Annotated in this window: 19 protein-coding genes and 1 pseudogene; 12 read left to right on the forward strand and 8 right to left on the reverse strand. The window is 62.4% G+C overall.

Annotated elements, in window-relative coordinates; all coding sequences use genetic code 11:
* Nucleotides 1–180: pseudogene (locus tag ACX93L_RS18910) on the forward strand (IS3 family transposase); the annotation flags it as partial.
* 310 nt (nucleotides 181–490) lie between these two features.
* Here the strand turns inward: ACX93L_RS18910 and ACX93L_RS18915 are convergent.
* The 5 genes from ACX93L_RS18915 to ACX93L_RS18935 form a co-directional block, all read right to left on the reverse strand.
* On the reverse strand, nucleotides 491–1540 hold the full coding sequence (locus ACX93L_RS18915; RefSeq protein ID WP_459406263.1) for an ABC transporter ATP-binding protein: 1050 nt from the start codon (nucleotides 1538–1540) through the stop codon (nucleotides 491–493).
* Nucleotides 1540–2586 carry an NAD(P)-dependent alcohol dehydrogenase gene (locus ACX93L_RS18920; protein WP_459406264.1) on the reverse strand — a complete coding sequence of 349 codons (1047 nt, stop codon included), beginning with the start codon at nucleotides 2584–2586 and terminating at the stop codon, nucleotides 1540–1542. Before ACX93L_RS18920 ends, ACX93L_RS18915 begins: the two co-directional genes overlap by 1 nt.
* Before the next feature lie 7 nt (nucleotides 2587–2593).
* Complete coding sequence (locus ACX93L_RS18925; RefSeq protein WP_459406265.1) at nucleotides 2594–3412, reverse strand: carbohydrate ABC transporter permease; 819 nt, start codon at nucleotides 3410–3412, stop codon at nucleotides 2594–2596.
* Nucleotides 3409–4272 (reverse strand): carbohydrate ABC transporter permease, encoded by an 864-nt coding sequence (locus ACX93L_RS18930; RefSeq protein ID WP_459406266.1) that lies wholly within the window; start codon nucleotides 4270–4272, stop codon nucleotides 3409–3411. Before ACX93L_RS18930 ends, ACX93L_RS18925 begins: the two co-directional genes overlap by 4 nt.
* Before the next feature lie 68 nt (nucleotides 4273–4340).
* Nucleotides 4341–5591: an ABC transporter substrate-binding protein gene (locus ACX93L_RS18935; RefSeq protein ID WP_459406267.1), complete on the reverse strand. Its 1251-nt coding sequence runs from the start codon at nucleotides 5589–5591 to the stop codon at nucleotides 4341–4343.
* Nucleotides 5592–5726: 135 nt separating this feature from the next.
* On the opposite strand from ACX93L_RS18935, the gene ACX93L_RS18940 reads away from it, so the two are divergent.
* A complete protein-coding gene (locus ACX93L_RS18940) occupies nucleotides 5727–6665 on the forward strand; it encodes an AraC family transcriptional regulator (protein ID WP_459406268.1) in 939 nt (312 codons plus the stop codon).
* Nucleotides 6666–6899: 234 nt separating this feature from the next.
* A complete protein-coding gene (locus ACX93L_RS18945) occupies nucleotides 6900–7058 on the forward strand; it encodes a hypothetical protein (protein WP_459406269.1) in 159 nt (52 codons plus the stop codon).
* A gap of 51 nt (nucleotides 7059–7109) precedes the next feature.
* On the opposite strand, the gene ACX93L_RS18950 is transcribed toward ACX93L_RS18945, so the two are convergent.
* Entirely contained in the window at nucleotides 7110–7976 is an 867-nt protein-coding gene (locus ACX93L_RS18950) for a sulfurtransferase (RefSeq protein ID WP_459406270.1), read from the reverse strand.
* A gap of 67 nt (nucleotides 7977–8043) precedes the next feature.
* Nucleotides 8044–8859 carry an SDR family NAD(P)-dependent oxidoreductase gene (locus ACX93L_RS18955; RefSeq protein WP_459406271.1) on the reverse strand — a complete coding sequence of 272 codons (816 nt, stop codon included), beginning with the start codon at nucleotides 8857–8859 and terminating at the stop codon, nucleotides 8044–8046.
* 346 nt (nucleotides 8860–9205) lie between these two features.
* On the opposite strand from ACX93L_RS18955, the gene ACX93L_RS18960 reads away from it, so the two are divergent.
* The 8 genes from ACX93L_RS18960 to ACX93L_RS18995 are packed head-to-tail and all read left to right on the forward strand — an operon-like array spanning nucleotide 9206 to nucleotide 17847.
* Nucleotides 9206–10177: a substrate-binding domain-containing protein gene (locus ACX93L_RS18960; RefSeq protein ID WP_459406272.1), complete on the forward strand. Its 972-nt coding sequence runs from the start codon at nucleotides 9206–9208 to the stop codon at nucleotides 10175–10177.
* Nucleotides 10177–11748, forward strand: coding sequence for a sugar ABC transporter ATP-binding protein (locus ACX93L_RS18965; RefSeq protein WP_459406273.1), 1572 nt, complete (start codon nucleotides 10177–10179; stop codon nucleotides 11746–11748). Before ACX93L_RS18960 ends, ACX93L_RS18965 begins: the two co-directional genes overlap by 1 nt.
* Nucleotides 11749–11770: 22 nt before the next feature.
* Complete coding sequence (locus ACX93L_RS18970) at nucleotides 11771–12778, forward strand: ABC transporter permease (RefSeq protein WP_459406274.1); 1008 nt, start codon at nucleotides 11771–11773, stop codon at nucleotides 12776–12778.
* Nucleotides 12775–14715 carry a D-apionate lactonase gene (locus ACX93L_RS18975; RefSeq protein WP_459406275.1) on the forward strand — a complete coding sequence of 647 codons (1941 nt, stop codon included), beginning with the start codon at nucleotides 12775–12777 and terminating at the stop codon, nucleotides 14713–14715. Before ACX93L_RS18970 ends, ACX93L_RS18975 begins: the two co-directional genes overlap by 4 nt.
* On the forward strand, nucleotides 14712–15740 hold the full coding sequence (locus ACX93L_RS18980; RefSeq protein ID WP_459406276.1) for a Gfo/Idh/MocA family protein: 1029 nt from the start codon (nucleotides 14712–14714) through the stop codon (nucleotides 15738–15740). Before ACX93L_RS18975 ends, ACX93L_RS18980 begins: the two co-directional genes overlap by 4 nt.
* A gap of 10 nt (nucleotides 15741–15750) precedes the next feature.
* Nucleotides 15751–16782: an aldo/keto reductase gene (locus ACX93L_RS18985; protein WP_459406277.1), complete on the forward strand. Its 1032-nt coding sequence runs from the start codon at nucleotides 15751–15753 to the stop codon at nucleotides 16780–16782.
* A gap of 11 nt (nucleotides 16783–16793) precedes the next feature.
* On the forward strand, nucleotides 16794–17153 hold the full coding sequence (locus tag ACX93L_RS18990; protein WP_459406278.1) for a CidA/LrgA family protein: 360 nt from the start codon (nucleotides 16794–16796) through the stop codon (nucleotides 17151–17153).
* A complete protein-coding gene (locus ACX93L_RS18995) occupies nucleotides 17146–17847 on the forward strand; it encodes an LrgB family protein (protein ID WP_459406279.1) in 702 nt (233 codons plus the stop codon). The genes ACX93L_RS18990 and ACX93L_RS18995 overlap by 8 nt, the downstream gene beginning before the upstream one ends.
* 531 nt (nucleotides 17848–18378) lie before the next feature.
* Here the strand turns inward: ACX93L_RS18995 and ACX93L_RS19000 are convergent.
* The gene (locus tag ACX93L_RS19000; RefSeq protein ID WP_459406280.1) at nucleotides 18379–19275 is read right to left on the reverse strand and encodes a LysR family transcriptional regulator; all 897 of its coding nucleotides are present in this window, start codon (nucleotides 19273–19275) and stop codon (nucleotides 18379–18381) included.
* A 508-nt stretch (nucleotides 19276–19783) separates the two neighbouring features.
* Here ACX93L_RS19000 and ACX93L_RS19005 point away from each other — a divergent pair.
* Nucleotides 19784–26560, forward strand: coding sequence for an Ig-like domain-containing protein (locus ACX93L_RS19005; RefSeq protein WP_459406281.1), 6777 nt, complete (start codon nucleotides 19784–19786; stop codon nucleotides 26558–26560).
* Nucleotides 26561–26581: the final 21 nt, after the last annotated feature.

Here is a 26581-nt window from a genome sequence, read left to right on the forward strand (position 1 = left end):
GCCGAGAGCTTCTTCAATCTTCTGAAGCGAGAGCGAATACGCCGCAGGGTCTACCGCTCACGCGATGAAGCTCGCAAGCACGTGTTCGACTACATCGAAATGTTCTAAAACCCGAAACGCAAGAACGCCAGGAACGGGATGCTGTCGCCCTTAGACTTCGAGAAGCAGCAGAAAATCTAACCCGAGGCTGTCTGCGAAACTCGGGGCTATTCAGGTCGGTGTCTCGTGGTGAAAGGAACAGCTTGAAGCGTCCGAAGTGGCCAGACTCTCCGTTGCTGTGGGGATCGCTGCTGTTGTTTTCGAGGAATTCGACAGATCGTGCAGGTTGGCCGCCGGCCTGCATGTCCGGATTGCAAGCCGTGCCTCAAAGCCAGTTGCAAGCCAGACTTGTCGAGCTCGTGCTTCCGGTCGTGCAAAGACATTGCGTTGCGATTTCCAACATACAAATGGTCGGCGCGACGCGATCCAACTTTGATCGGACTTATCGGGTCTAATTCAATCTCAGACCCGTACTGGGATCAAACACATGAATGTCCGACGAGGCCACTTCGACGCCGAGCATCTCACCGATCGCCGGGCTGACCTGGGCGGGAACCGCAATACTGATCTCGTGACGTTCGTTTTTCAGACTGATGAGGCGTGTTTCTCCATGGAACTCATTGCGCTCGACACTTCCACGAAATGCCTTGGCGTCCTCGCTCACGCGGAATGATCCGGGCCGGATACCGACGGTGACCTCGCCAGTGCGGATCCCGGCCGGCGCTGGGAAACGGACGAGGCTGTCGCCAAGCCATTCTTGCGTCATCTGCAATTGCAGGAAGTTCATGTTGGGGGTACCTATGAACCCCGCCGCGAATACGGTAGCCGGTGCCCGGTAGATCTCCTCGGGCGTGCCCATCTGCTCGATGCGGCCGTCTTTCATCAGCACGATCCGGTCGGCGAGCGTCATCGCTTCGAGCTGATCATGGGTGACATAGATACTTGTCGTCTTCAGGTCACGATGGAGCCGCGCGATTTCAACCCGGAGGCTGCCGCGCAGCTTGGCGTCGAGGTTGGAGAGCGGCTCGTCGAAGAGGAACACCTCCGGCGTCTTGATCATGGCCCGGGCGATCGCCACGCGCTGCTGCTGGCCGCCCGACAGTTCCGCAGGCTTGCGGGCGAGATAGACACTGAGGCCAAGCGCCTCGACCACCGGGGCGAGGCGCTCATCGATCGCTGCCTTGGCTATGCCTGCCCGTTCGAGTCCGAAGGTGATGTTCTCGCGCACACTCATATGCGGATAGAGGGCGTAGTTCTGGAACACCATGGCGATGCCGCGATCACCCGGATCGCGCTCGTTCATCCGCTCGCCGCCGATGAAGAGATCGCCGCCCGAAATCTCTTCCAACCCGGCGATCATGCGCAGCATCGTTGATTTTCCGCAGCCCGAAGGCCCGAGAAAGACAACAAATTCATGGTCGTTGATCTTCAGGTCGAAGTCCCGCATGACCTCGAGCGCGCCGTAGATTTTCCGGATCCCCCGGCATTCGACAGTGGCCATCACTTCTCCTCCCCGTCCACGACGATCTGCAGCTTGACGTCTTGCGGTCTTCCCTCTGCGGCACGCTCGAAGGCGGCGATCGACTGTCCGAAGGCATATGTGCCTGACACCAGCGGCTTGAGATCGACCTTGCCGGCGGCGATCAGAGCAAGCGCGCGGTCGAACACATTGGCATAGCGGAAGACGGTCTCGATGCGGCATTCGCGAAAGCAGGCGGCGGCGAGATCGACGGCGACAGGTTCCGGTGGCAGGCCGACGAGAACAACGGCCCCACCTGGGCGCACGACCTTGAAGAGATCACGAATTGCCGCCGGTGCGCCGGAGCATTCGAAGACGATGTCGGCACCCCAGCCCTCGGTTGCCTCATTGACCGTCTCGATGAGATCGGCTTGCCGGAGATTGACACCGGTGATGCCGCCATAACTTTCGGCCAGCTTCAGCTTCGTCTCGGAAATGTCGGAGATCAGGACGCGCGAGCAACCGCCGGCGAGGGCGGCTAGCGCCACCATGATGCCGATCGTGCCGCAACCGGTAACGACAGCCGTATCGCCGGGGGTAATCTTGGCGCGGGTCGCCGCCTGCATGCCGACTGCAAAGGGCTCGACCATGGCGCCTTCGGCAAAGGAAACGTTGTCGGGCAGCTTGTATGTGAAGCTCGCGGGATGAACCGTCTCGGGGCAGAGTACGCCATGCACCGGTGGCGTTGCCCAGAAGGTGACGGCTGGATCGACATTGTAGAGGCCAAGCCGCGATGCCCGCGATTTGGGGTCGGGGATGCCGGGCTCCATGCAGACCCGGTCGCCCGGCTTCAGATGGGTGACGTTCGCTCCGACCTCGGTGACGGTGCCGGCAGCCTCGTGACCCAGAACCATGGGTGCGTTGACGATGAAGTCGCCGATGCGGCCATGGGTGTAGTAATGCACGTCGCTGCCGCAGACGCCGACGGTATGGATGCGGATACGGACATCGTCCGGGCCCATTTCCTGAGGCAGATCGATTTCGCGCAGGGAGAGTTCGCCGACGCGTTCGAGGACAAGTGCTTTCATGGGTCAGTCAACCTTGATCAGTTTTCTTGGAAAATGCGGCGTTGAGCCCGCCCGCCAGGACTCCGAGCAGGATCAGGGGAGGCAGTGACAAGAGGACGACCGCGGCGTTCAGGATGCCCCAGGGCACGTTCATGCCGAGCTGTGACATCTCGGAAGCGATGATCGGCAGGGTCTTCGCCTTGGAGGTGGTGAGCATCATGGCGAGCAGGAACTCGTTCCAGACCAGCACGAAGGAGAAGGCGATGGCGCCGAAGACCTGAAACCGTGCGATGGGCAGGGCGATGCGGAAGAAGGTGGCGTAGGGGCCGAGACCATCGACGCGCGCGGCCTCTTCCACATGCAGGCTGACGCGCTCGAAAGCCGGTACCGACAGCCAGATAGTGATCGAGGCGGTCACGATGAGATAGGTGACGATCAGCGACAGGCGCGTGTCGTAGAGATCGAGCCCCAGCCAGATGACCAGCATGGGAATGGCGATTGCGACCGGCGGCAGGAAGCGCAGCGACAAGACGAAGAACTGCGCCTCCGCCGTGATGCGGTTCTTGAAGCGCGCGATCACATAGGCCGCCGGCACGCCGAGGACGGCGCCGAGAACGACAGCGCTCGAGCAGATGATCAACGAATTGGTGAGCGCGCGCGCCACTGACCGACGGTTGAGCACATAACTCAAATTGTCGAGGACAGGCCGGAAGACGAGCTTGGGCGTGGAGACCAGGAGGTCGGCATTGGTCTTGAAGGCGTTGAGCAGGGTCCAGAGCAGCGGCAGCACGACAAGGGCTGCGGCGAGCACCAGAAGCAGCTTGAGCAGGAGGGTCGAGAGCTTCATCGGTTCAGCCTCTTCCAGGTGAAGGTAAAGGTGACGATGGTCAGCACCATCATGATGACGGCCATGGATGAGGCATAGGAGATCTTGCCGGCTTCGATGAAGCCTTGCGAATAGGCATACATGTCGAGCGTCTCGGTGGAGATACCAGGCCCTCCGCGCGTCATCACGTAGACAAGGTCAAAGGAGCGCAGGCTTTCGATCGCCTTGACGAGCAGCAGGCTGATCAGTGGGGCCTTCAGCATTGGCAGAGTGACGAAGCGGTGGATCTCTAGGCGGGTCGCCCGGTCGATGCGCGCGGCTTCGAGCGGCTGAGGCGGCAGGGATTCGAGAAGCTTCAGGATGATGACCGCGAAGAACAGCCCCCACTGCCAGACGTCGACGAAGGCGACCGCAAGAAGGGCGCCGAGCGGAGTCGAGAGAATGTCCGGCGTGATGCCGGTGAGTTCCCTGACCGGCCAGGTCAGGGCGCCATAGAGCGGGTGAAAGGCGAACTTCCAGACGAAGGCGGCGCAGACGCGTGGCAGGAGAACGGGAATGATGAAGAGCACGCAGAGGACGTTGCGCATTCTAGCGCTCGCTGCCTCGAACATCGCTATGCCGAGCGCAAGGCCGGTCACCATGGTCGCGGTGACGCTGATAATCTCCCACTTGAACGACACCCAGAGTGCGTTCAGGAAGCGGGCATCCGATAACAGCGCCAGGTAATTTGCGAACCAGACATAGTCTGCATCGGGCGCCGAGAGGGTGCGATTCTGCAACGAGATATTGATTGCATAGATCGTGGGCACGAGGGCCAGAATGATCAGGGTGCCCAGTGTAGGCCCCAGAAATACATAGGGCAGCGAGCGGCCTCGGCGCATGGCAGATCCTCGGATGGGAGAAAGGGGGCGCGTACTCCGACGCGCCCCAGGTGGCGGCTTGGGAGGCCTTAGAGCTTGGCAGCAAAGGCTTCGAGTTCGGTCAACGTTGCCTTGATGTCGGTGCGACTGCCGGTGATCAGCTCTTCCAGCATGATGCCCCACTGGTTGCCCAGTTCCTGCCAGCGCGGATCCTGCCAGAAGGTGACGGTGGTTTTTTCACCGGTCGCGGCCATCGCATCGGCAAGGTTCTGGCCGAAGGTCTTTGCATATTCCGGGCTCTGATAGGTGCTGGTGCGAGTCAGTTCTCCCGGCTGACCAGCCGCCAAGCGGCGGGCCTCCTGCTCCTTCGAGGTTGCCCAGGCCACGAAGAGGCCGGCACAGGCCTTTTCCTCGTCAGTCGCATTCGCCTTGGACGCGATTGCGAAGCCATGGGCGTAACCGCCACCCGGCAGCGGCGACGGCGGCACCGAGAACGCAACCTTGTCCGCGACCTGGCTCTGCGCCTTGTCGACGGACATGCCACCGAGAGGAGCAGATTCGATGATGATCGCCACCTTGCCGGAGCGGAAGGCGCCGGTGGATTCGTCCCAGGAACCAGTCTGCGTGCCGGGCGCCGAATACTTGAAGAGTTCGAGATAGGTCTCGGTCGCCTTCACGGCGGCTTCGGAGTTGAAGGCTGGCTTGCCGTCCTTGAACCACTCACCGCCATTGGCCTTGAAGAAGGGCATCCAGCGCCAGACATTGGCGCCTGAGCCGCGTTGGCCGCGCAAAGCGGTGCCATAGACGCCGTTCGCAGGATCATGCAGTTTCCGAACAGCTGCTAGATATTCGTCGAAGGTTTTCGGCGGAGCGATGCCGGCCTTTTCGAGCAGATCCGTGCGGTAGACCATCAGGTCGCCGCCGCCCTGGACCGGCGCAAACCACTGCTTGCCGTCATAGGTCGCAGCGGCGCGCATGCCCGCATCGAAATCGTTGTAGTCGTATTCCGCCGGGTAGAAGCCGTCCAGCGGAACGATCCAGCCCGAGGAGGCAAAAAGCGCAAGGTTTGCTTCATCGACATAATAGACGTCGAAGCTTCCGACCGTCGAGGCGTCGGCCTGCGACTTGGCGCGACGGTCGTTTTCGTTGAGATAACTGATCTCGAAGCCGGCGCCGGAGAGCTCTTCAAATTCGTCAGCATAGTCTTCGAGAAGCGTCAGGCCGTCGCGCGGCTGTGCCAGGACGCGGACGTCGTCCGTGCATTGTGCGGCGGCGAAAGCGTTGGATGCGGCAAGTATGGCGATGACCGCGCAACCGGCGCGGAGAGCGTTGAATGTCATGATTTCCTCCCTTGATGGCAACTCCCTTGCCATCGACGGTGGCACTGTTGCGCAAGCGCTTAGCCCGAACTAGTTTGCCGTCGTCGCCGAATTGGTATTATTTTGACATTTGGTCGCCTCAACATGAGTTTGTGAATGCCAATTGCACCAGATTACCCGCAGTCGATCTCCGAGACCTTCACCGCCACGCGCGAGCAGATCGTCCTGCCCGGAGGCGCCTCCTATCTGATCCGTCGGGACGACTACCCAAATCCGATCTGTATCTGGAACTATCATCCCGAGTGGGAGATCCACTTCATCCCGGATGCGAGCGGCTTCGCCTATGTCGGGGACTACATTGGACCCTTTCGGCCGGGCCATCTGATGCTCACCGGCACCAATTTGCCCCACAACTGGATCACACCGGGCGCACCGGATCTGCCAGGCCGTGATTTGGTCCTCCAATTCGACGCGGATGCCCTGATCGGTATCCGTGCGATCTGTCCTGAGTTTGACGTGCTTCACCGGCTGAAACCACTCGCACAGCGTGGGATCGAGGTTCTAGGCCCGGAGGCCTTCGCGATCGGAGAGAAGATTCTCGAATTGCACGCTGGTGGTCACCGCGGGGGACTGGGGCTCTTTCTGGAGATCCTTCAGGACATCGAGGATGCGTCGCAGAAGCGCCTGCTGGCAAGCGAGCACTTTCTTTCCGTTTACAATCAGGTGTCTGACCGCAGGCACCGACGCATCGACCAGGCGATCCAGATCCTGCAGTCAGATCCGGGCGCGCAGATGCACGAAGTGGCGGAACAGGTCGGCTTCGAGCCTTCCGCCTTCTCGCGCGCCTTTCGACGCCTCACGGGCATGAACTTTTCCGACTACAGCCGCTCGGTCCGCGTCTGGCGGGCCCGCACGCTGCTTGCGGAGACGCAGACACCGATCACCGATATCTGCTTCGAGGCCGGTTTCAACAACCTGTCGAACTTCAATCGCTACTTTCGGATGGAGACGGGGCTTACGCCTCGAGCCTACCGGAAAGCCGCGCGCATCAGAGCTAAGTCCGTCATTCGGGGATCCTCGGCAAAACTCATATAGTGGATGGTGGAAAAGACAGCTGTCAGATTGGAAGAGCGTTGCAGGTCGCGGCTGGTCTCGGCCTGATGGTTTCAGTCGGTCGCCGACAGGGTTCGCGATCATGGCTCGTGCTTTGGACGTCTATTTCGCGACACAAAGGCTGGAGCACCTAGACGACTTGACGATGGCCTGCCGGCCTTCGCCTAAGATGCTGCGTATCTGCTGGACCATCGGTCGCGGGCGATCTCGTTTTCGATGTCTCTCCGGGAGGAATCTTTTGGCGATCAGGCGGTGCCCCCCTTTTTCTTTGGCCTGTTGCCGGAAGCCAGCTCGGACGGAGTTGGAGAGTGGCGGGTCCCCTGTTGTCGCTGTTGGCGACGACGCGCAGCACTGCGGATCGTCCTCCGGGAATGAACCCGCCAGCACGCCCTCGTCGTGCTCCCAACGTCTGATGGTTCCATGGCCTTACCGGTCAAGCTCTCCGGGCCGAACCTGTTTTGGCGTGTCGGTCCGCTGTCCCCATTCGTGCCAGGAACCGTCGTAGAGGCGCCACTCGTCTTTGCCGAGCGTTTCGAGCATGAAACCGAGAATGCAGGCAGTGACGCCGGAGCCGCAGGTGGTGATGATGTCTCCTTCGACATCCACCCCGGCGTCACGAAAGACCGACAGTGCCTTGTCGGCAGACACGAATTCGAAGTTGCGGTCCGCGTCGAAGAAGAGCGCCCATGGCGTGTTGATGGCGCCCGGCATGTGACCGGATGGAACGCCCGGATAGCCGGAGCCCTCAAGGCCATCAAATCGTGCAGCGGTGCGGGCATCCACGATGACCGGGTTTCCATCGCTGATCGCAGTCAGCACATCGTCGAGCGTCGCGACGCGACCGGGCCTGATGTGTGCCACGAAATCCCGTGCCTCAATCTTTGCCGCTTCACCGGTCTCGACCGCCCGGCCCTCCGCTTTCCACTTGCGCCAGCCGCCGTTCAGAATGCGAACCTTGTCATGGCCGAAGGTCCGGAACATCCACCACAGCCGGCACGATACATAGCCGGCGTCGTAGACGACCACTTCGGTATCTCTCCCGATGCCCAGCCGCCCGACGACCTTAGCGAACAGGCCTGGATCCGGCAGCATGTTCACGTAGGGGGAACGCGGATCGGAGATCTCGGCTAGATCGATAAATCGGGCTGCGGGGATATGCCCGCTGATAAAATCATCCTTCGCGTGCTTGCCGGCCTCCGGCAGGTACCAGGAGCAGTCGAGGACGACAACACGCCCATCCGGGCTTTCCAGCAGTCGGGCGAGTTCTTCTGTTTCGATGAGCCAATTCGTCAAGGTTCGTTCTCTTCTTCGGTCTGTGGGCGTGGGGTCTGTGGGAATGTCGAGGAGCTCCGGCTGCCCATCACGGGTAGGCAGGCGAACTTCCCGCCCTTTCCACCCAGGAATCCCCCGAGAGGATGCCGCCATCGACGACCACATTGCGCCCGGTGATGTAACGGGAGGCCGGAGCGACGAGGCTGAGGGACGTCGTGATGAGATCCTGCGGTACGGCGAGGTGACCGGCCGGAATGTAATCGGCAAACCAGCGGCTGCGATACTCGTCGTCCCAGAGCGGTCGGGTGAATTCGGTCTTGATGAAGCCAGGCTCGATGGCATTGACCTGGATGTTGTCGCCCGCCCATTCATGCGCCATGGACCGGGTCAGGGATGTCACGGCCGCCTTCGTCGCGGCATAGACCGAGATGGTGTCGAACGAAATGTTTGCAGACAGCGAGCTGAAATGCAGGATCTTGCCGCCGCCCTGCTTTTTCATGATCGGTTGCACCGCTTTCGACAGGAAATAGACGCTGCGGAAATTCACCGACGCGATCACATCGAAGTCCTCCTCGGAGATCTCAATGATCGGCTTGCGGCGGTTGGTACCTTGCAGGTTGACGAGAATGTCGATGCGCCCGGTGACCGTGAGTGCGTCCGCCACGAGCTCGCTGCAGGCCTGCGCGGAGCTCAGGTCCTTTTGTACACCGTGGTAAGCGAGCCCGTCGGCTTCGAAGCGGGACTTGAGAAGGTCGAGACGCTCCTGCGACAGATCATGCACGATGACCGTGGCGCCGGCCTTGGCGAAAGCCTCCGAGATCACTGAACCGATTGCACCGGCACCGCCAGCGATCAGCGCGGTCTTTCCCTCGAGCGAGAAGAGGGAAGCGAGATATTGCGACATTCCATTCCTTTCCGGAGCATGGCTCCGAGCATTGAGAAGTACGGACTCTAAGCCCGTCGGGCTGACCTGCCTTGCTGTTGGGGCGACCCGGATGCGGCGCATCCGGCCGTCATCTGGGGAACTGCACCAGGCAAAAGCCCAGCCGCAACCCATTGAAATAGCTTCAAATGAGCGCGAGTGCGACGACAGTATATTAAATCGACTAAATCCGTAGATAAAATATTCTAATTTTGCGGAACTTCTCGTTTTTGTTTTTCAACCTCCCCCCTGAATTTGGAGGTTTCGCCTTTGGCCCGCAGCGGTCGTCCCGTTAGCTTCAGCTCACCGAAAACAAGGAACCTGTCTTATGATCCGCAAGTCCATTCTTACCCTCGCCGCCAGCCTCGCAGTGCTCGCTTCAAGCGTCGCCACGCTCCACGCCGAACCGAAGGGCAAGGATGCCGAAGTGAAGGTTTTCGTCTCGCCGCTGACCTTCGCCTTCACGCATTTCGTGTTTCTGACCGATCAGCTCGAGGATGAAGCCAAGAAGATCGGTGGCGTCACAGTTCTGAAGGCCGATGGTCAGCTTTCCGCGCCGAAGCAGATTGCCGACATCGAAGCTGCAATCGTGCAGGGCGTCGACGGCATTATCCTGGCGCCGGTAGAAGCCGATGCCCTGGCGCCGGTTGTCAAGGAAGCGATTGCTGCCGGCATTGCCGTGGTCACCGTCGACCGCCCGGTGAACGGTGTGCCGGAAGTGCTCGCCAACGTTGCTGCCGACAACTTCAAGGGCGCCGAAGCCCAGGGCGAAGCCGTCGCAAAGGCCTTTCCCGGGGGTGCCGAGATCGTCAACCTGCAAGGCATTCCAGGCGACAAGACCGCCAATGACCGCAATGGCGGTGTTCACAAGGTTCTCGACGCAGCCGGTGGCAAGTACAAGTTCGTCTCCGAACAGGCCGCCAACTTCTCGCGTGACAAGGGCTTGGCCGTCACCGAAAACATCCTGACCGGCCTTTCCGAAGTCCCGGACGTGATCGTGGCCGCAAACGACGACATGGCGCTCGGCGCGGCCCAGGCAGTCGAGGCGCGTGGCCTCAAGGGCAAGATCAAGATCTATGGTTATGACGGCTCCGAAGATGCCCTGAAGGGCGTCAGGGACGGCGACCTGGCCGGCACAGTGGACCAGTTCCCGGGTCAGCAGGGCCGTGTGGCGATCCGCACGCTGGTCGACTACATCCGCGAGGGCAAGAAGCCTGCCTCGAGCGACCTTCTGGTTGCGCCGGTCGCCATCACCAAGGAAAGCCTCGACCAGGCCGAACGGGTCGGGCTGGTCAACTGATGACCTCCGCCTTGCGTCCCATCTCCGTGGACGTCGACACCTCGGGGCGCGAACGGCGCCCCGAACCGTTCGTGACCGCGGTCGATCTCGTCAAAAGCTTCTTCGGTGTGACCGTTCTCGATGGGGTTTCCCTGTCGTTGCGTGCGGGTGAAGTGCGCGCGCTGCTCGGGGAGAACGGCGCGGGGAAATCCACGGTGATCAATCTGCTCTCGGGCGCCCATCAGCCGGATTCGGGTCGGATCGCCATTGACGGAGAAGCGGTACGTTTCGACGGCCCGCGCTCCGCCGGTCGTGCCGGCATCAGCGTGATACGCCAGGAGTTGTCGCTGTTTCCGGAGTTATCGATCGCGGAGGCAATGTTCGCGGGGCATCTTCCGCTCACGGGCTTCGGCACGGTCGACTGGGCTCGCATGCGCAAATCCGCGCGGACCGCGCTTGAGCAGTTGGGGATCACCTCGCTCGACGTCCGCCGGCCGGTCGCCGGCTTTTCGGTCGCCCAGCAGCAGATGGTCGAGATCGCCCGTGCGCTGACCCGCCGGTCGCGGCTGGTGATCATGGATGAGCCCACCGCCTCGCTTTCTCCGGAAGAAGTCGGTCATCTCGGGGAGATCGTCGAACGCCTCTCGACCGAAGGCGTCGCCATTCTCTATGTCAGCCATAGACTCGACGAAATCCGCGCCTTCTGCCGGACCTACACGGTCCTGCGCGACGGCCGGATGATCGAAGAAGGCAACGTTTCCGACGTGACCAATGCCCAGTTGATCCGCGCCATGGCGGGCCGCGACGTCGAGATCGGTCGGAGAACACGGGAAACTGCGGCAGGCGAGGTGATCCTCGATGTCCGCAATCTTTCATCTGTACCATCCGGCCGTGCTCCGGCCCGTGTCATCGACGTGAGCTTCAAGGTCCGAGCAGGTGAGATCGTTGGACTCGCCGGCATCGTCGGTGCAGGCCGCACCGAGACAGCCAACATGATTTTCGGAATCGACCCGATCGGCGACGGAGAGATCCGCCTCGCAGGGCAGCGTTTTGAACCGTCGTCCGCCGCAGATGCCATCACAGCCGGTATCGGCCTCGTGCCCGAGGACAGGAAGGGGCAGGCCATCCTGCCGGAACGTGCCGTCGTCGAGAATTTTGCCCTCGCCGGGGCGAGGCCCGCTCGTTACGGACTGCTCAACGACAAGGCGGGGGAGAGAAAACTCTTCAGCACGTTCGTTGAAAAGCTGGGGATCCGGGCCTCGTCCATCGCTGCGCCAATCGCTACCCTTTCGGGTGGCAATCAGCAGAAGGTGATCCTCTCCCGCTGGATCGCCCGGCAACCGCGCCTGCTGATCGTCGATGAGCCGACCCGCGGCATCGACATCGGTGCCAAGGAAGACGTGCACGCGCTCCTGCGGGACGTCGCTTCACGGGGTGTCGCCGTACTGGTGATTTCGTCGGACTTGCCGGAACTCCTGGCTCTTGCTGACAGGATCGTCGTTCTTCGCGAGGGGCGAGCCGTCTTCGAGACAATTGGTGCGGACGCTACCTCAGAACAGCTCATGTCGATGATGACGCGGCACCAAAGCTGATCAAGCAATCCAAGGAATTCCCATGTCCAGCAGTTCACAACAAGCGACACATCGCGCACGAACCTATGCGGTTCTCGGCAGGATCGCGCCGCTCATCTTTCTCGTCGCGCTCATAGTCCTGTTTGCGGCCCTCCAACCCCGCTTCCTGATGCCGCTCAATCTCTTCAATATCCTGCGGCAGGTCTCGATCTACGGCATCATCGCCGTCGGCATGACCTTCGTCATCCTCGCGCGTGGTATCGATCTGTCGGTGGGTTCGGTCGTCGCGATGGCCGGTCTCGTCGCCGCGGTCGTTGCCAAGGGCGGCATAGAGGGACGGTTTCTGCTGAGCGCCGATGGTACCGGCTATGCCTGGCCGCTTGCCGCGCTGGCAGCCATTGCTGCGGGAACCCTTGCCGGTTACCTGCAGGGGCTTGCGGTGGCCAGGCTCGCGGTTCCCGCTTTCGTCGTCACGCTTGGCGGGATGACCGTCTTCCGTGGAATTGCCCTGACAGTCGGCAATGGCGGTCCGATTTCCGGCTTTGACGAGGCATTCGGATGGTGGGGGCGGGGCATGATCGGCCCCGTTCCCGTTCCGGTGATCATCTTCGCAGTGGTTGCGCTGCTTGCCCATTTCATCCTGACCCAGACGCGCTTCGGCCGCTCCATCTATGCCGTCGGTTCGAACCCCGAAGCAGCAAGGCTTTCCGGGATCAATACCACCCGCGTCACCACGCTCGTCTATGCCGTCATCGGCTTCTGCTCGGGCCTCGGCGGTTTCGTGCTTGCCGCGCGCCTCAACTCCGCGGAGGCCGTCGCCGGCACCGGCTACGAACTGACCGCGATCGCCGCCGTGGTGATCGGCGGCACCAGCCTGCACGGTGGTACCGGCTCCATCGTCGGGACGATCATCGGCGCTTTGCTGACCGGTGTGCTGCTGAACGGCTTGGTCATTCTCAACGTCTCCCCCTACGTGCAGCAGATCCTGGTCGGCCTGATCATCGTGGCCGCGGTCGCGTTCGACAGCTTTGTGAAGAGGCAGGCCCGATGAAACTCTCCCTCATCCACACCGGCACGGAAATCGAAGAGCCGCAAAAGCGCCTGCTGAAGGCTGGCGCGCTCGAGTCCACTTTCGACCAGGGCGGCCTGCGTTGGATCAAGTGGAACGGGCTGGAGATACTGCGCGCAGTCACATTCCTGGTCCGCACTCCGGGCTGGGGAACCCCTGCACCACGGATCACCGCGCTCGAGATCACCGAGCAGACCGACCGCTTCGCCGTCCGCTACGACGCTCACTACGGAGAGCCGGAGCAGGGAGTCCTGGCAAGGATCAGCCTAGAGGGGACGGCCGACGGCCGTCTTCACGCGCTGGCCGACATTACCGCGGAGGCACCTTTCAGCACGAACCGCACGGGCTTCGTCATTCTACACCCGCTTCTAGGCTTTGCTGGAACAGAAGTGGAGGTCGAGCACGCATCGTCCGGCAGTCGAAACCCTGTGATCCCGCTTCGGATCAGCCCGGGCCAACCCCTGATGGACATCCGGGCGATCACCCACAGCCCGCGGGGCGGGCTCCACGTCTCCACGCGCATGGAAGGCGACATCTTCGAGATGGAGGATCATCGCAACTGGTCCGACGCTTCCTTCAAGACCTACAGCCGGCCGATCGGCCTGCCCTATCCCTACCTGCTGCAACCCGGTGAGCCGGTGCGCCAGGCGGTGGTCGTCACCGTGACGGATGACGGCAGCGCGGGTTCGGCCAGCGATCCGATCCCGCTGCCGCGTCTGGAGGAACAGGTGATGCCAGCCTACTCGCTGCCGCTGGACCGCCCAGAGGACGCGGTGGAAACCCTGCGGTTTGCCTCGAAACTAGCGGAACTCGCGCCGGCGTCGGTCCTGTTGCGGTTTGATCCGTCGCGCGGCGACAACCTGGATTCGATCGGAGACGTGGCGAAGCTCCTGCAACAGACAGGGGCTTCCCTCGAGCTCACCGTGCTGCTTTCCGGCGACGATCAAAAGGCTGCTGCCGCAGTACTCAAGGAACTGGCTGAGGCTTTCGATCGCAACGGCGTGACCGTCGCCCGGATCGCAGCTTTCGCAAAAATCGATGAACAGTCGTTCCAGCCGGACGAGCCACGCCCGTTCCATCTCCGCGAGGATGAGCTTGCCTCAATGCTCTCGGAAATCTTCCCGGCAAGCCTGAGGGGCGGCGGCACACCGGCCTTCTTCACGGAGTTCAACCGCAAGCGTCCGAACCCGGCACTGGCGGACTACCTGACTTTTGCCACGACACCTGTCGTGCACGCTGCCGACGACGCCTCCGTGACGGAGACGCTCGAATCCCTCCCGCACATTCTCAATTCCGCCCGGGAACTTGCACAGGGCCGGCCGCTGGCCGTCGGTCCGGTCGGGATCGGCGCACGCTTGAACCCCTATGGACCAGGCCCCGTCGACAACGCGCCGGACGAGCGTGCCGGCATGGCCGCAAGAGATCCCCGGCAGCGCGGACTGTTCGCCGCCGCCTGGCATGTCGGCTACCTGGCCCGGATCGCCCACTGGAACGTCGAGCGCTTCGCCTTCGGCGCATCGACAGGACCGTTCGGCCTCGTCTCGTCTCCGCAGCCTTATGGCCGCGATGGTTGGGACGAATGGCCGGCTGGAACGGTCTACCCGCTCTTCCATGTCGCACGCTGGGTCTCGAAGGCTTCGGGAGGGCGTATTGCCGCCGCATGGACGCGCGGAAACGTCGCGCATGTGGCCTGGGAGAAGAATGGCCGCCGTTTCGCTCTCTTCGCCAACCTGGCGTCAGACCGCGTGACCGTGGAGCTGACGAACGACCCGGGAGCGGTCGGCTCACTGCTCGATGCGGAAAGCTTCGAGACAGCCGCGCGTGACCCTGCCGCATTCGTGGCACCCGTTCCCCTCGGAGAGGCCGTGCGCCTCGGGGCCAATGCAGTCCTCCATGTCGAATACGGAGTTGCAACGTGAGCAAGTCACTCAAGGGGTTGTTAATCGGCTGCGGCTTTTTTGCCCGCAACCAGCTGCACGCTTGGGCAGAAACGGAAGGTGCCGAGATCGTCGCGGTCTGCGATCTGGACGAAGCCCGCGCCCGTGCCTATGCCTCGGACTTTTCCATTCCCGCCTGGTACGACACCGCCGACATACTGGCGTCGGGCGGTTTCGACTTCGTCGACATCTGCACCACGATGGAGACCCACGAGGAACTGGTCGCGCTGGCGGTCAGGCATCGCGTGCCCGTCATCGTGCAGAAACCCTTCGCATCGGACATCGACACGTGCCGCCGCATCGTCGCCAACGCCTTGGCGGCCGCAGTCCCGGTGATGGTCCACGAGAACTTCCGGTTCCAGAAGATCTTCCGGCGCATCCGCCAGATCATCGACAGCGGCGAAATTGGCGAACTGACCTTCGGTCGCCTGTCCTGGCGCAATGCGATCGACGTTTACTCGAACCAGCCTTATCTGCTGAAAACCGAGCGTTTCATGATCATGGATGTCGGGATCCACATGCTGGATCTCGCCCGCTTCCTGTTCGGCGATGCCACGGACGTCTCCTGCTTCACCCAATCGGTGAAGGAAGGGCTGGCCGGTGAGGATGCGGCAACGATCCTGCTCCGCCACGACAGCGGTGCAAACTCCATCGTCGACGTGAGCTATGCCTCCCACCGCTTTCCCAACCCGTTTCCGCAGACGCTCGGGGAGATCGAAGGACGACGCGGCACTATCCAGATCGTCGAGGGAGAAACTCTCGTCGTTCACTCGAACGGAGGACAGCGGCATGAAGAGATCGAGGCGGACCGGCGCGGCTGGACCTCGGCCCCCTGGGTCCAGATCCAGGACAGCGTGCCGCGCACCCAGCAGCACTTCATCGACACGCTTCGCAACGGCGGGGTGTTCGAGACCTCGGCCGAAGACAGCCTGAAAACCTATGCGCTGGCCGAAGCCGCCTATCGCTCCGCGGCTACACGGCACGTCATCAAATCCACCGAACTCTAGGGACCATTCCATGCAGATCGACACCGTTCGGCGCGTCGGCCAGACCGACCTTCAAATCCCCGTCCTCGGTCTCGGGACCTGCCCACTCGGCGGCGTTTATGCGGCGATCGACGAGGCGAGCGCCCGCGCCTCGTTCGAAACGGCCTGGGATCTCGGCCTACGCCTCTACGACACCGCGCCCTGGTATGGCCTCGGACAGGCGGAACACAGGACGGGACGGGCACTCTACGAGCACGATCGGAGAGAATTTGTGTTGACCACCAAGGTCGGTCGCGTGCTTCGTGCGCCGCGGGACCGGGCGGGCTTCCGGCCGCCGAACTGGGCGGGAGCCCTGTCCTTCGAACACCAACACGTCTTCACCTATGACGCAATCATGCGGTCCTACGAGGACAGTCTCCAGCGCCTCGGGATCAACCGGGTCGACGTCCTCTACATCCACGATCTCGACCGCGGCTACTTCCCCGAAGAGGATGTCCTGAACGCGCGCCTCTCTGAGCTTGAGCAGGGCGGTTTTCGGGCCCTCGAGGAACTGAAGCGCAGCGGCGAGATCACGGCAGTCGGCGCTGGCATCAACGAACGCGGCATGATCGACCGCTTCCTCGACCGTTTCGATCTCGACGTCTTTCTCGTTGCCTCCCGGTACACGCTGCTGGAACACGATATCTATTTTGACGAGATCGCACGGGTTCGACAGCGCGGCGCGACTCTTGTCGTGGGTGGCGCATTCAACTCCGGTATCCTGGCGACCGGTGCCGTCGAGGGAGCGAAGTATGAATACGGAAAGGCGTCCGCTTCGGTGATTGACCGGGTCCGCAAGCTCTCCGCGGTTGCGGATGCCCACGGGGTGGCGCTTCCCGCCGCGGCGCTGCAATTCCCGCTCGCCGCTCCCGAGGTGTCTTCCGTGGTGTTCGGTGCGGTGACCCCAGACGAAATCAGGGCGAATATCGGCCATTTCACCGCAAGCATCCCGAACGGTTTTTGGTCGGATCTGCGTTCCGGCGGACTGGTGCACCCTGATGTACCTCTTCCCGCTTCCCGGTAAAGCACGACGACATGCGAAAAATTGCATGCCGGCTGGCAGGATTGGCCATCGTCGCAGCCGCCTGGTGGGTCGGGGAATTTCTCGTCCGCAGCTTCGGAGTGCCGTTTTCCGGCCCGGTCCTTGGCCTCGGATGCCTGTTTTTGGCGTTCTCGGCCTTTCCGGCCCTGGTCGACGCGGCCGCTCCCGCCTGCAGGATCCTGCTCGACAATTTCCCCCTATTCCTCTTCCCGCTGGGGGCGGGCTTCCTGACGCTTGGCAACCTTGGAGCGCTAGACCTCGCAAAGATCTCGGTGGCGGTGGCAATATCCCTTGTGCTCTCGCTCGTCGTCGGTGCCGTCGTGTTCAGGCTCGTGAAGCACCGTCATGGATGAGATTGCCCATCAACTGCTCTGGCTGGGCGTCACGCTGGTCGTCTGGCGGGCAAGCCTTCATCTCTCGAACAGCATGCGTGCGAGCTCACTGCGCAATCCTCTGATCTTCGGCATCATCCTCTTGTGCCTCCTTCTGCCTTCGATCGATGTGCGACCCGAGGCCTATCTTGCAGCAGTAAGTCCCCTGACGTTCCTGGTCTCGTTCGCCACCGTCGCGCTTGCCCTCCCGCTGTGGCAGCAGAGGCAGCTCATCCGGGCCAATGCCGGCGCGATGATCCTGTCCGCCCTTGCCTCGACGCTGGTCGGGATCGCCAGTGCGGTGGCCGTCGGCTGGTCCCTGGGGCTCGACCTTCCTCTTCTGGCATCCCTGGCGCCCAAGATGACCACGCTCGCGGTCGCTCTTCCGCTCTCTCGCTCGACCGGAGGCTGGGACAATCTGGCCATGCTCTGCGTCATGAGCAACGGCGTTGGAGGCTCGCTCATCTCAAGTGCCGTCTGGAAGGCAGCTTTGCCTCGCAGTGGATCAGAGGAACGCGCCTTTGCCCTCGGCGTGACGTCGCACGCCATGGGCATCGCGCGCACCCTCTCATTGACACCGGACCACGTCTCCCTGGCCAGTTGCGGAATGTTGCTCAGCGCACTCGTCACCGTCGCCGTCTATGGTGCCGCACAGATTGCGGCTTCTCTGGCTTAGGATTGCCCCGGCGCATCCCGGGGACATCCCAGCTCCCTGACAATAAGATGGCCAATGGAAACTTCTGCCAGGCGAAGAAGGATGGGTCGGGAAGAGCGTTGCCCACCGGCCGGGATCATCGATCCGGTTCTCCAAGTGAAACGCCCGAATGGAGTCGACGGCCTGTGGCGAACACCCGGTCCAATTCTTCGGCAACTTCCACTTAACCAGCCGGAAGCCGGGAGAGCTGGCGCCCGGTGTGCGGCAAAGATCTGAGCGGCCAATTCCGCGACCGTGACCCCTGCAGCATCGAGATCAGTGGCCAAGGATATCTTCGTTTCTCCTCGGAGCAGGTGGGAGTTTTGATTGCCGCCAAGCGATCGGCCGTTTCCCTGCGCGCATACTTGCGATTGCAACCGCACTATCGGTCATGTCACACAGGTCTTCTTTGTCATGACAAAAGGAATTGCGCGACGGGTGCGGATCGCGCTGCGTCGCAGGACTGATCATCAGAAGCGGCTCCAGAAGGACACGGGTGATCCGAGATCCTGCTTATCCTACCGGATCGTCGGGGTGGGCCGAATTCTGGGCCCAGATCGACACGTGGGAGAAGAAATCGCGGACCAGGGGCAGGTGCTGGCGTTCGGCGAGGCATACCGCGTATTCCCGCACGGCATGGGTGGCATCGGCGATCGGGATGAAGGCCAGCCGACTGTCGTGGCCGATTTCGCGATCTGCAACGACACTTATTCCAAAACCTGCCGAAACGGCTTCGCGGATGCCCTCGCGCGTCGAGACTTCCATGACGGAGCCGAGCGAGATTTGATGGTCCGCGATGTTCCGCTCGAAGACCTCGCGCGTCAGCGACCCCCTTTCCCGCATGACGAAGCTCAGCCCCGTCAGCTCTTCCATGTGGATCGAGCCTCGAGCGGCCAGTTCATGGCCGACCGGGACGCAGAGGCCGAGTTTCATGGTGAGAAAATGATGGGCGTGGATTCTGGGATCTTCCGGATAGCGCGCGGTAATGCCGACATCCGCACGATAGCTCAGCAGCGCGTCGATGACCTTGTCGGAATTGTCGATGGCGAGGCCCACCCGCAAGCCCGGCCTTGCATTCTTCAGGCTTGACAGGATGGGCAGCGGCAAGAAGGGGCCGTCGGCCGCGACACGCAGATGGCCTCCCGCCCGGCCCGCCTCGTTTCCCAGGAACTCACGAACCTCGGCCTCGGCTGCGAAAAGACGGGTGGTCAGCTCGAACAGGGCCTGCCCATGGGGCGTGACGGTGGCGCCCCGCGGTTTGCGTTCGAGGAGACTGAAGCCGGAACTCGCTTCGAGTTGCCCGACCTGGACCGACAGGGTCGACTGGCTGGTGGCCAGTTCCCTGGCGGCCTGGGAAAAGCCGCCGGCCAGGGCGACATAGTGGAAGGCGCGAAGCTGCTTGATCGACATTTTTATTGTCCTGCGGTGCCGCGACATCGCCGTCGCCACCGGTCCGCTCATGCCTTCAATGGATATGAGCAACCCGGCGCGATCGACGTCCGTCGTCACCCTCTACTGTCATAGGGTCATGACAGTTTGACGGTCGCGGGCGACCGGCACGGCACGATCGGCCATTTTCCGGGCCGATGGTAAATATCGGTTTTTTGAATAGATCTGGCGCGGTGGCGTTAAGACCTTTTTAAGAAACTGACACAAACGCGCCCTATTGGTTCCCCGGCGGGCAGATGGTTTCATCTGCAACGCAACACTTAAACGAGAGTCTTGACCGCGTGACACTGTCACCTGCGGATGCCTGTATGGCATTCGCGGGGAGCTATTCTGCGCGTCAACGGCAACGCGACAACCATGGGAAACGTCGGGCTTTGGCGCCAGCGTGCTCCCTTATGATTTTCATCATCGGATTGTGGGGAAGACCACCGTGACAAATTTCATCAAGGCATCTGAACTGGGAGCGCCCTTGGCTGCGCCCATCACCGACTGGCTCCTCAGCTTCCCGAAGACCACGCAAAGCCAGGGGCTTCTGGTGAAGGCCGCCGGCGACGGCGTCACGTCCTTCAGCCTCGTCTTCGACGTTTTGTTCCCGTCGCAGGGTGTCGGCAGCTGGATCTCTTTCCTGCAGGCCGACACGACGAATGCCAGCGATGCCGACCTCTTCGGTGACGTCAACGGCGGCAGCTACGGGATCGGGATCAGCCAAACCTACCACGGCGCGGCCACTCTTGATGCCTGGCACCGCGTCGCCTTCGTGGTCGAGGCCGGTCAGACCGACTCGACCCTGACGAAGTATATCGATGGGGTTAAGGTCGGAAGCCAGGTCGTGCCGACTGCCCGCTTCACGCTTCATCCCGAGACCGGCTTCCTGATCATGAGCGACAATGACGGAGATGTCTCCGCCGGTCATCTCACCAGCTTTCTCTATACGGACCAGGTCCTGGGCGCCGACGAGATCGCGACGCTCGGTGGCACCAAGGCCGGTGGCATCCTGACCGCGCCGCCGCAGGCCGGCAATGCCGTGCAGTTCGACTTCACTGACGGTCAACTGTCGCCGACCTTCGGCGAGGGCACGTTGGCTCTGCAGAATGTTGCGGCACCGGTTGCGACCACTGCGGATGCCGCCGTCCCGGCACCGACCGATCCGAACGATTCCGGCCTGCTGGCAGTTCCCGCGTCGGTCAATGGCAAGGGCGGCTTCCTGGTCGACACGGGTGTCGACGCCGCGGTGAAGAACTATACCCTGGTGTTCGACCTTTTCGTCAGCCACAACGACATGGGCGGCTACAACGCGCTGTTCCAGACGGACGCCCAGAACGCGAGCGACGCAGACCTCTTCATGCGGTCCGACGACGGCGCTTCGTTCAGCCTCGGCATCAGCAGCACCTATAGCGGCAGCGCAGCGCTCGACGCCTGGCACCGTATCGCGGTCACCATCGACGAAAACGGCGACGGCACCTCCACGATGAAGAAATACATCGATGGCGCGCTGGTCGGCGAACAGTCGGTCAACAGCGACCGCTACACCATCTCCAAGGACGGCTTCCTGATCTTCGCGGACGAGGACGGCGAAAGTGCTGCCGGCCACCTCAACAGCTTCCTGTTCACCGACGAGGTGATGAGCGACCAGGACATCGCGGCGCTTGGTGCTACCGACCCGAATGGCATCCTGAGCCAGGCCCCGGCCACCGGCAACGCCTCGCAGTTCGATTTCGACGAAGGTACGCTCGCTCCGACCTTCGGGAACGCGACGATGACCGATACGCTGACCACCGTTACGCCGCCGGACGAAGAGCCGACCCAGGGCGTGACCCGCATCGGCCAGATCCAAGACATGATGGTCACAGTCGACGCGGAAAACCAGGTGATCGACCTGTCGACGATCTTCTCCGGTGACAACCTGACCTACAAAGTCGAAGTGGGCGAGAGCACCGTCATCAATCCGACGATCACGGCCGACGGCAAGCTGGTGCTCGATTTCGGCGAGCTCGGCTTCTCCGATGTCCGTATCACGGCAACCGATGAATCCGGTGCCTCCGTCAGCGATGTGTTCCGTGCCCGCGTCGCCGGTGAGAACGCCTACACGATCGCCGTCTTCCCCGACACCCAGAACTATACGGCCACCGGCCAGCTGAACCACATCTTCGGCGACATGACGCAGTGGCTGGTCGACAACAAGGATGCCCTGAACATCCAGTTCATGATCCATGTCGGCGACATCACCAACAACAACACCGCCGCCCAGTGGGCCGTCGCGGAAGAGGCGCTGCGCAAGCTCGACGGCAAGATCCCCTATTCGCTGCTGCCGGGCAACCACGACCAGTCGAGCGGCGGCTCGGCGGCCGACCATTCCTCGGTCTACCTCGACAACCTGTTCTCCCCTGACAAGCAGGAAGCCGTCAACGGCGACACGTTCGGCGACGTCTACGACCGCGAGCCCGAAAGCGCCCGCAACAGCTATTCGACCTTCACCGCTCCGGACGGCACAAAGTGGCTGGTCCTGTCGATGGAATTCGGACCGCGCGACGACGTGCTGCGCTGGGCGAGCGATGTGATCGAGGATCATCTCGACCACCGCGTCATCATCAACAGCCACTCGCTGACGAGCTTTGCCGGCCGCCAGGATCCGACCGAAGCGCCGCTCTACGACGAAGGCGCCGGCTATGACTACGGCATCGGCCGCGACCCGGAAGGCGCCAACGACGGCGAAACGATCTATCGCGAGCTGATCGCCAAATACCCGAACATCTCGATGACCTTCTCCGGCCACATCTTCGGCGACGGCGCGGAAACCGACGTGAGCTACACGCAGTACGGCACGCCGGTCTACGAATTCCTGGTGAACTACCAGAACGGCGTGGCCCGCGAAATCACCGGCAATGGCGACCCCTCGCTCGGCGGACGCGGCGGCAACGGTGCGATCCGACTGGTGGTGATCGATCCGGAAAACAACACGATCTCGACGGAAACCTATTTCACCGAGTTCGACGACTATCTCGACGGCTATCGCGTCAAGCCCGAACTCGACCGTGACGGCCTGACCGGGGAATATCGCGGCCACCAGGAAACCTTCACGGACGTGGACGTCAGCGCCCCCGAACTCTTTGCCATGGCAAAGGCCGGCAACGACATCGTCGCCGAAGCCAATGACGGGTCGACGACCGCGAATGTCCAGCTGGACGCCTCGCATTCGCTCAACCCGAAGAGCGAAGCCCTGACCTACAGCTGGACCGACGAACACGGCGATGTCGTGGCAACCGGTGCCGCGCCTTCGGTGCAGCTCAGCGAAGGCAAACACATGCTGACGCTGACCGTGACGGACGGCGCCGGCATCAGCACCACCGACAAGGTGCTCGTGGTGGTGAAGGGTGACGACACCCTGCTCCATGACAACTTCAACGATGGCAACATCGACGGCTGGAGCACCGGTCCGCAGGAAGACATCGCCATCACCTTCGGAACGCCTGCCGACTTCCATATTCCGGCTCTCGGCAGTGACCAGGGCGTCGCCTCGGTTCCGGCGCTGAAGAATGCCGAACGGCTGTTCCTTGCCCCGCTTCCGGGCGCCCCCTCGGGCACCACGGTCACCAACTACACCCTGATGATGGACATCTACGTCCCGAGCGCAGGGGCCAACCAGTTCATCGGCCTATTCCAGACCGACGTCACCAACAAGAGCGATGGCGAACTCTTCATCAAGAAGACCGGCGCGACGACCGGCGGCATCGGCATCTCGGGTACCTACGAGGGCGAGTTCCACTTCGACGCCTGGCAGAGGCTGGCCTTCGTCGTCACCGATCTCGGCGGCGGCAACATGCAGCTGGCCAAGTTCATCAACGGCGTCAAGGTCGGAACCCAGACGGTCGACGCAGGTCGCTTCACCATCGACGTGCACAGCGGCGCGCTGCTGTTCGGCGACGAGGATGGCGAGAACGCGCAGATCTTCACCTCCAGCGTGATGATCAGCGACAAGGTCTTTTCGGACGCGGAAATCGCAGCCCTCGGGCAGGCGAAGGAAGGTGGCATCCTCAGCCAGCAGCCGACGCCTTACTCGTCGCAGTTCGACTTCTCCGGCAACCTGAACCCCACTTTCGGCGCCGGCAGCATCAGCCTCTCGGACGCTGCCGCCACCGGGGCCTTCATGGTCAAGGGAACGGTCTTCGCCCAGGGCGAGACCAGCGGAACCGTCGATGAGGCACCGGAAGGCGCCGTCTACGACATGAGCGATGCCAGCGGCAACGTGCTGGTCTGGGCCGGCAACAATTCCGGCACCTGGTCGAACTATGTCTATGAAGTCGCGCTTCAGTCCACGGACAACGACGCCATCGGCGTGGTGTTCTATCACCAGGACGCGGAGAACTACTACCGGTTCAGCATGAACGGCGAGACGAACCGCCGCGAGCTGGTGCGGGTCAAGGACGGCGTGGAAACGGTTCTTGCCTCGACGAAGGCCGGCTACCGGTTCAACGACGAGCTCGCCGTCAAGGTGGTTGTCGTCGGCAACGAAATCACGGTGTTCCTGGACGGCGAGAGCGTCTTCCACGGCCCCGTCGTCGATGCCGATCCGCTGACGCACGGCACCATCGGTCTCTATTCCAGCGAACAGCGCAGCTCGATCTTCGATGACGTCCTCGTAACGAAGGCGACCCTCGAGGCACATGCCGGCAGCGACAGCCGCATCGCAGACTTCGATGCGGACGGGCACGCGACCGTCGAACTCGACGCCGGCAGCAGCTTCGGCCTTCACGATATCGTCCGCTATGTCTGGACCGATCTTAACGGCACCGTCGTTGCCGAGGGCAAGACCGCCGATGTCGAGCTTTCGACCGGCGTGCACAAGCTGCTGCTGACGGTGACCGACAGCGATGGCCGTACGGCGACCGACCGCGTCGACGTCGAGGTCATCGCCAAGGATCGGGTGCTGACGACCGACGACTTCTCCGGCGACCTGTCGAAATGGACGATCGTCGACGAAGGCGAACTCGGTGGCATCGGTGCCGACGGAAAGTCTTCCGAATGGCACATCACCGAAGACGGCCGCCTGATCCAGACGACCGACCTCAAGAGCCGTGAACTGACCTGGACGAGCGCCGACGATGCGGACGTCTGGAAGGAAGGCTGGAGCCCGCTGGGTGACGGCGTCAATGTCCTGCGTCTCGGCACGTACGCGCTCTACAACGACCCGGCCGCGAAGGCATGGGACAGCTACGCGATCGAGGCCAAGTTCAACACGCCTGACAACGATGGTCTCGGCTTCCTGTTCCACTACCAAGACGCCAAGAACTACTACAAGCTCGAGCTGGATGCCGATGGCACCTATGACCGCAACCCGTCGAACGGCGCCGGCAGCATCTTCAACCTGATCCGCATGCGCAACGGCGTCGAGGAAATTCTCGCACAGGTTCCAGGCCGCTACGAGCCCGGCATGGACAGCAGCCTGCGCGTCGAGATCATCGACAACAAGATCCAGGCCTATCTCAACGGAGACGCGATCTTCGCCTATCCGATCGAGGACCATGCGCATGAGACCGGCACGTTTGCCCTTTATTCCTGGGGCAACCAGGGCCTGACCTTCGACGACGTGACCGTCTACGATCTCAGCAGCCAGAACAACGGCGGCAATGCCGGGACCGAAGGCGACGACATCCTGATGGGCACGGATCAGGCCGACATCATCAATGCTGGCGCTGGCAAGGACGTCGTCATCGGATGGACCGGCAACGACATCGTATCCGGCGGCACCGGTGACGACACGCTGATCGGCAATGAAGGCAACGACACGCTGAAGGGCGATGAAGGTGCCGACCTGCTCGACGGCGGCGAGGGCAACGACGCGCTGACCGGGGGCGACGGTTCGGACACTTATGTCTACATCCTGGGCTCCGGCTCGGACGTCATCTTCGAAGGGGCCGGAAAGGCGGGCGATCAGGATCGTCTGTTCCTCGACGACATCAATCGCGGCGACGTCGTCATCCACCGGCAGGGCAACGACATCGTGCTGGTCATCGGCAACGAGACCATCACCCTGAAGAACCAGCTCTCCGGCGGCGGTATCGAGGTGATTTCCTTCGCCGACGGCACGGCACTGGTGGGCAACCAGATCGCCCAGGCCGCCGTCAACCGCGGTCCAGTGGTCATCGCCACGCCGGTTACGGAAACCGCCGAGGACACGGCCGTAACCGGCCACATCGGGGCCAGCGATGCTGATGGAGACAGCCTCTCCTTCGTCGTCAAGCAGGGCGCCGGTCCGGCCCATGGATCAGTGACTGTAGACGCGGTCACGGGTGCGTGGAGCTATAACCCGGCGCTCAACTACAACGGGGCCGATCGGTTCACTGTTGTCGTCTCCGACGGACATGGCGGCACGATCGAACACCTGATCGAGATCGCCGTCTCGGCCGCCAACGACGCCCCGATCGCCGTCGACGACCTCGGCACGGTCTCGGGCAGCGAAACCAAGACCTTCGATCTCTTGGCCAACGATCGTGACGTCGATGGCGACACGCTCTCGCTCGCCCAGATCTCGGTCGACGGGGTCAATGGCATCAGCCTGTCGGCCGAAGACGCCCGGGACGCGTTCTCCATCGTCAACGGCAAGCTCGTCTTCAACCCCGGCCATCTGTTCGACGGCCTGGTTCGCGGCGAGACGGCGACCATCTCGCTCACCTACACCACGAGCGACGGGCACCTCACCGACACCGGCTCCTTCACGCTGACCGTCAACGGTGACGCCGAGCCGCGCAATGTCATGATCGGCCAGCAGGGGTCCGACCTGATGGTCGGCACCGACGGCAATGACGCGATCAGCGCTTATGGCGGTGCGGACTATGTGTTCGGACGCGACGGGGCAGACGTGATCGATGCCGGCGACGGCAACGACTACGCCTATGGCGGCAAGGGCAGCGATGTCATCAACGGCGGCGAGGGCAACGATACCCTCTTCGGCGATGACGGCAACGACATCCTGATCGGCGACAAGGGCAATGACCGACTGGTCGGCGGTGCCGGCGCAGACAGCTTCGCCTTCCGGGCGGGCTTCGGCCACGACACCGTGATGGACTTTGGTGCAGGCGACACGATCGATGTCTCGGCCGCCGAGTTCCAAGACTTCGCCGAGCTCTCCGAGCATCTCGTCGACAGTGACCTGGGTGCAGTGCTGGCGCTGCAGGACGGCTCGACGCTGACGCTCACCGGCGTCGACAAGGACAGCCTGACGGCCGATCAATTCCACTTCTCGTCCTGAGCCTAATCCCGCGGCATCCCA

This window comes from Rhizobium sp. CAU 1783 (genome assembly GCF_054551725.1).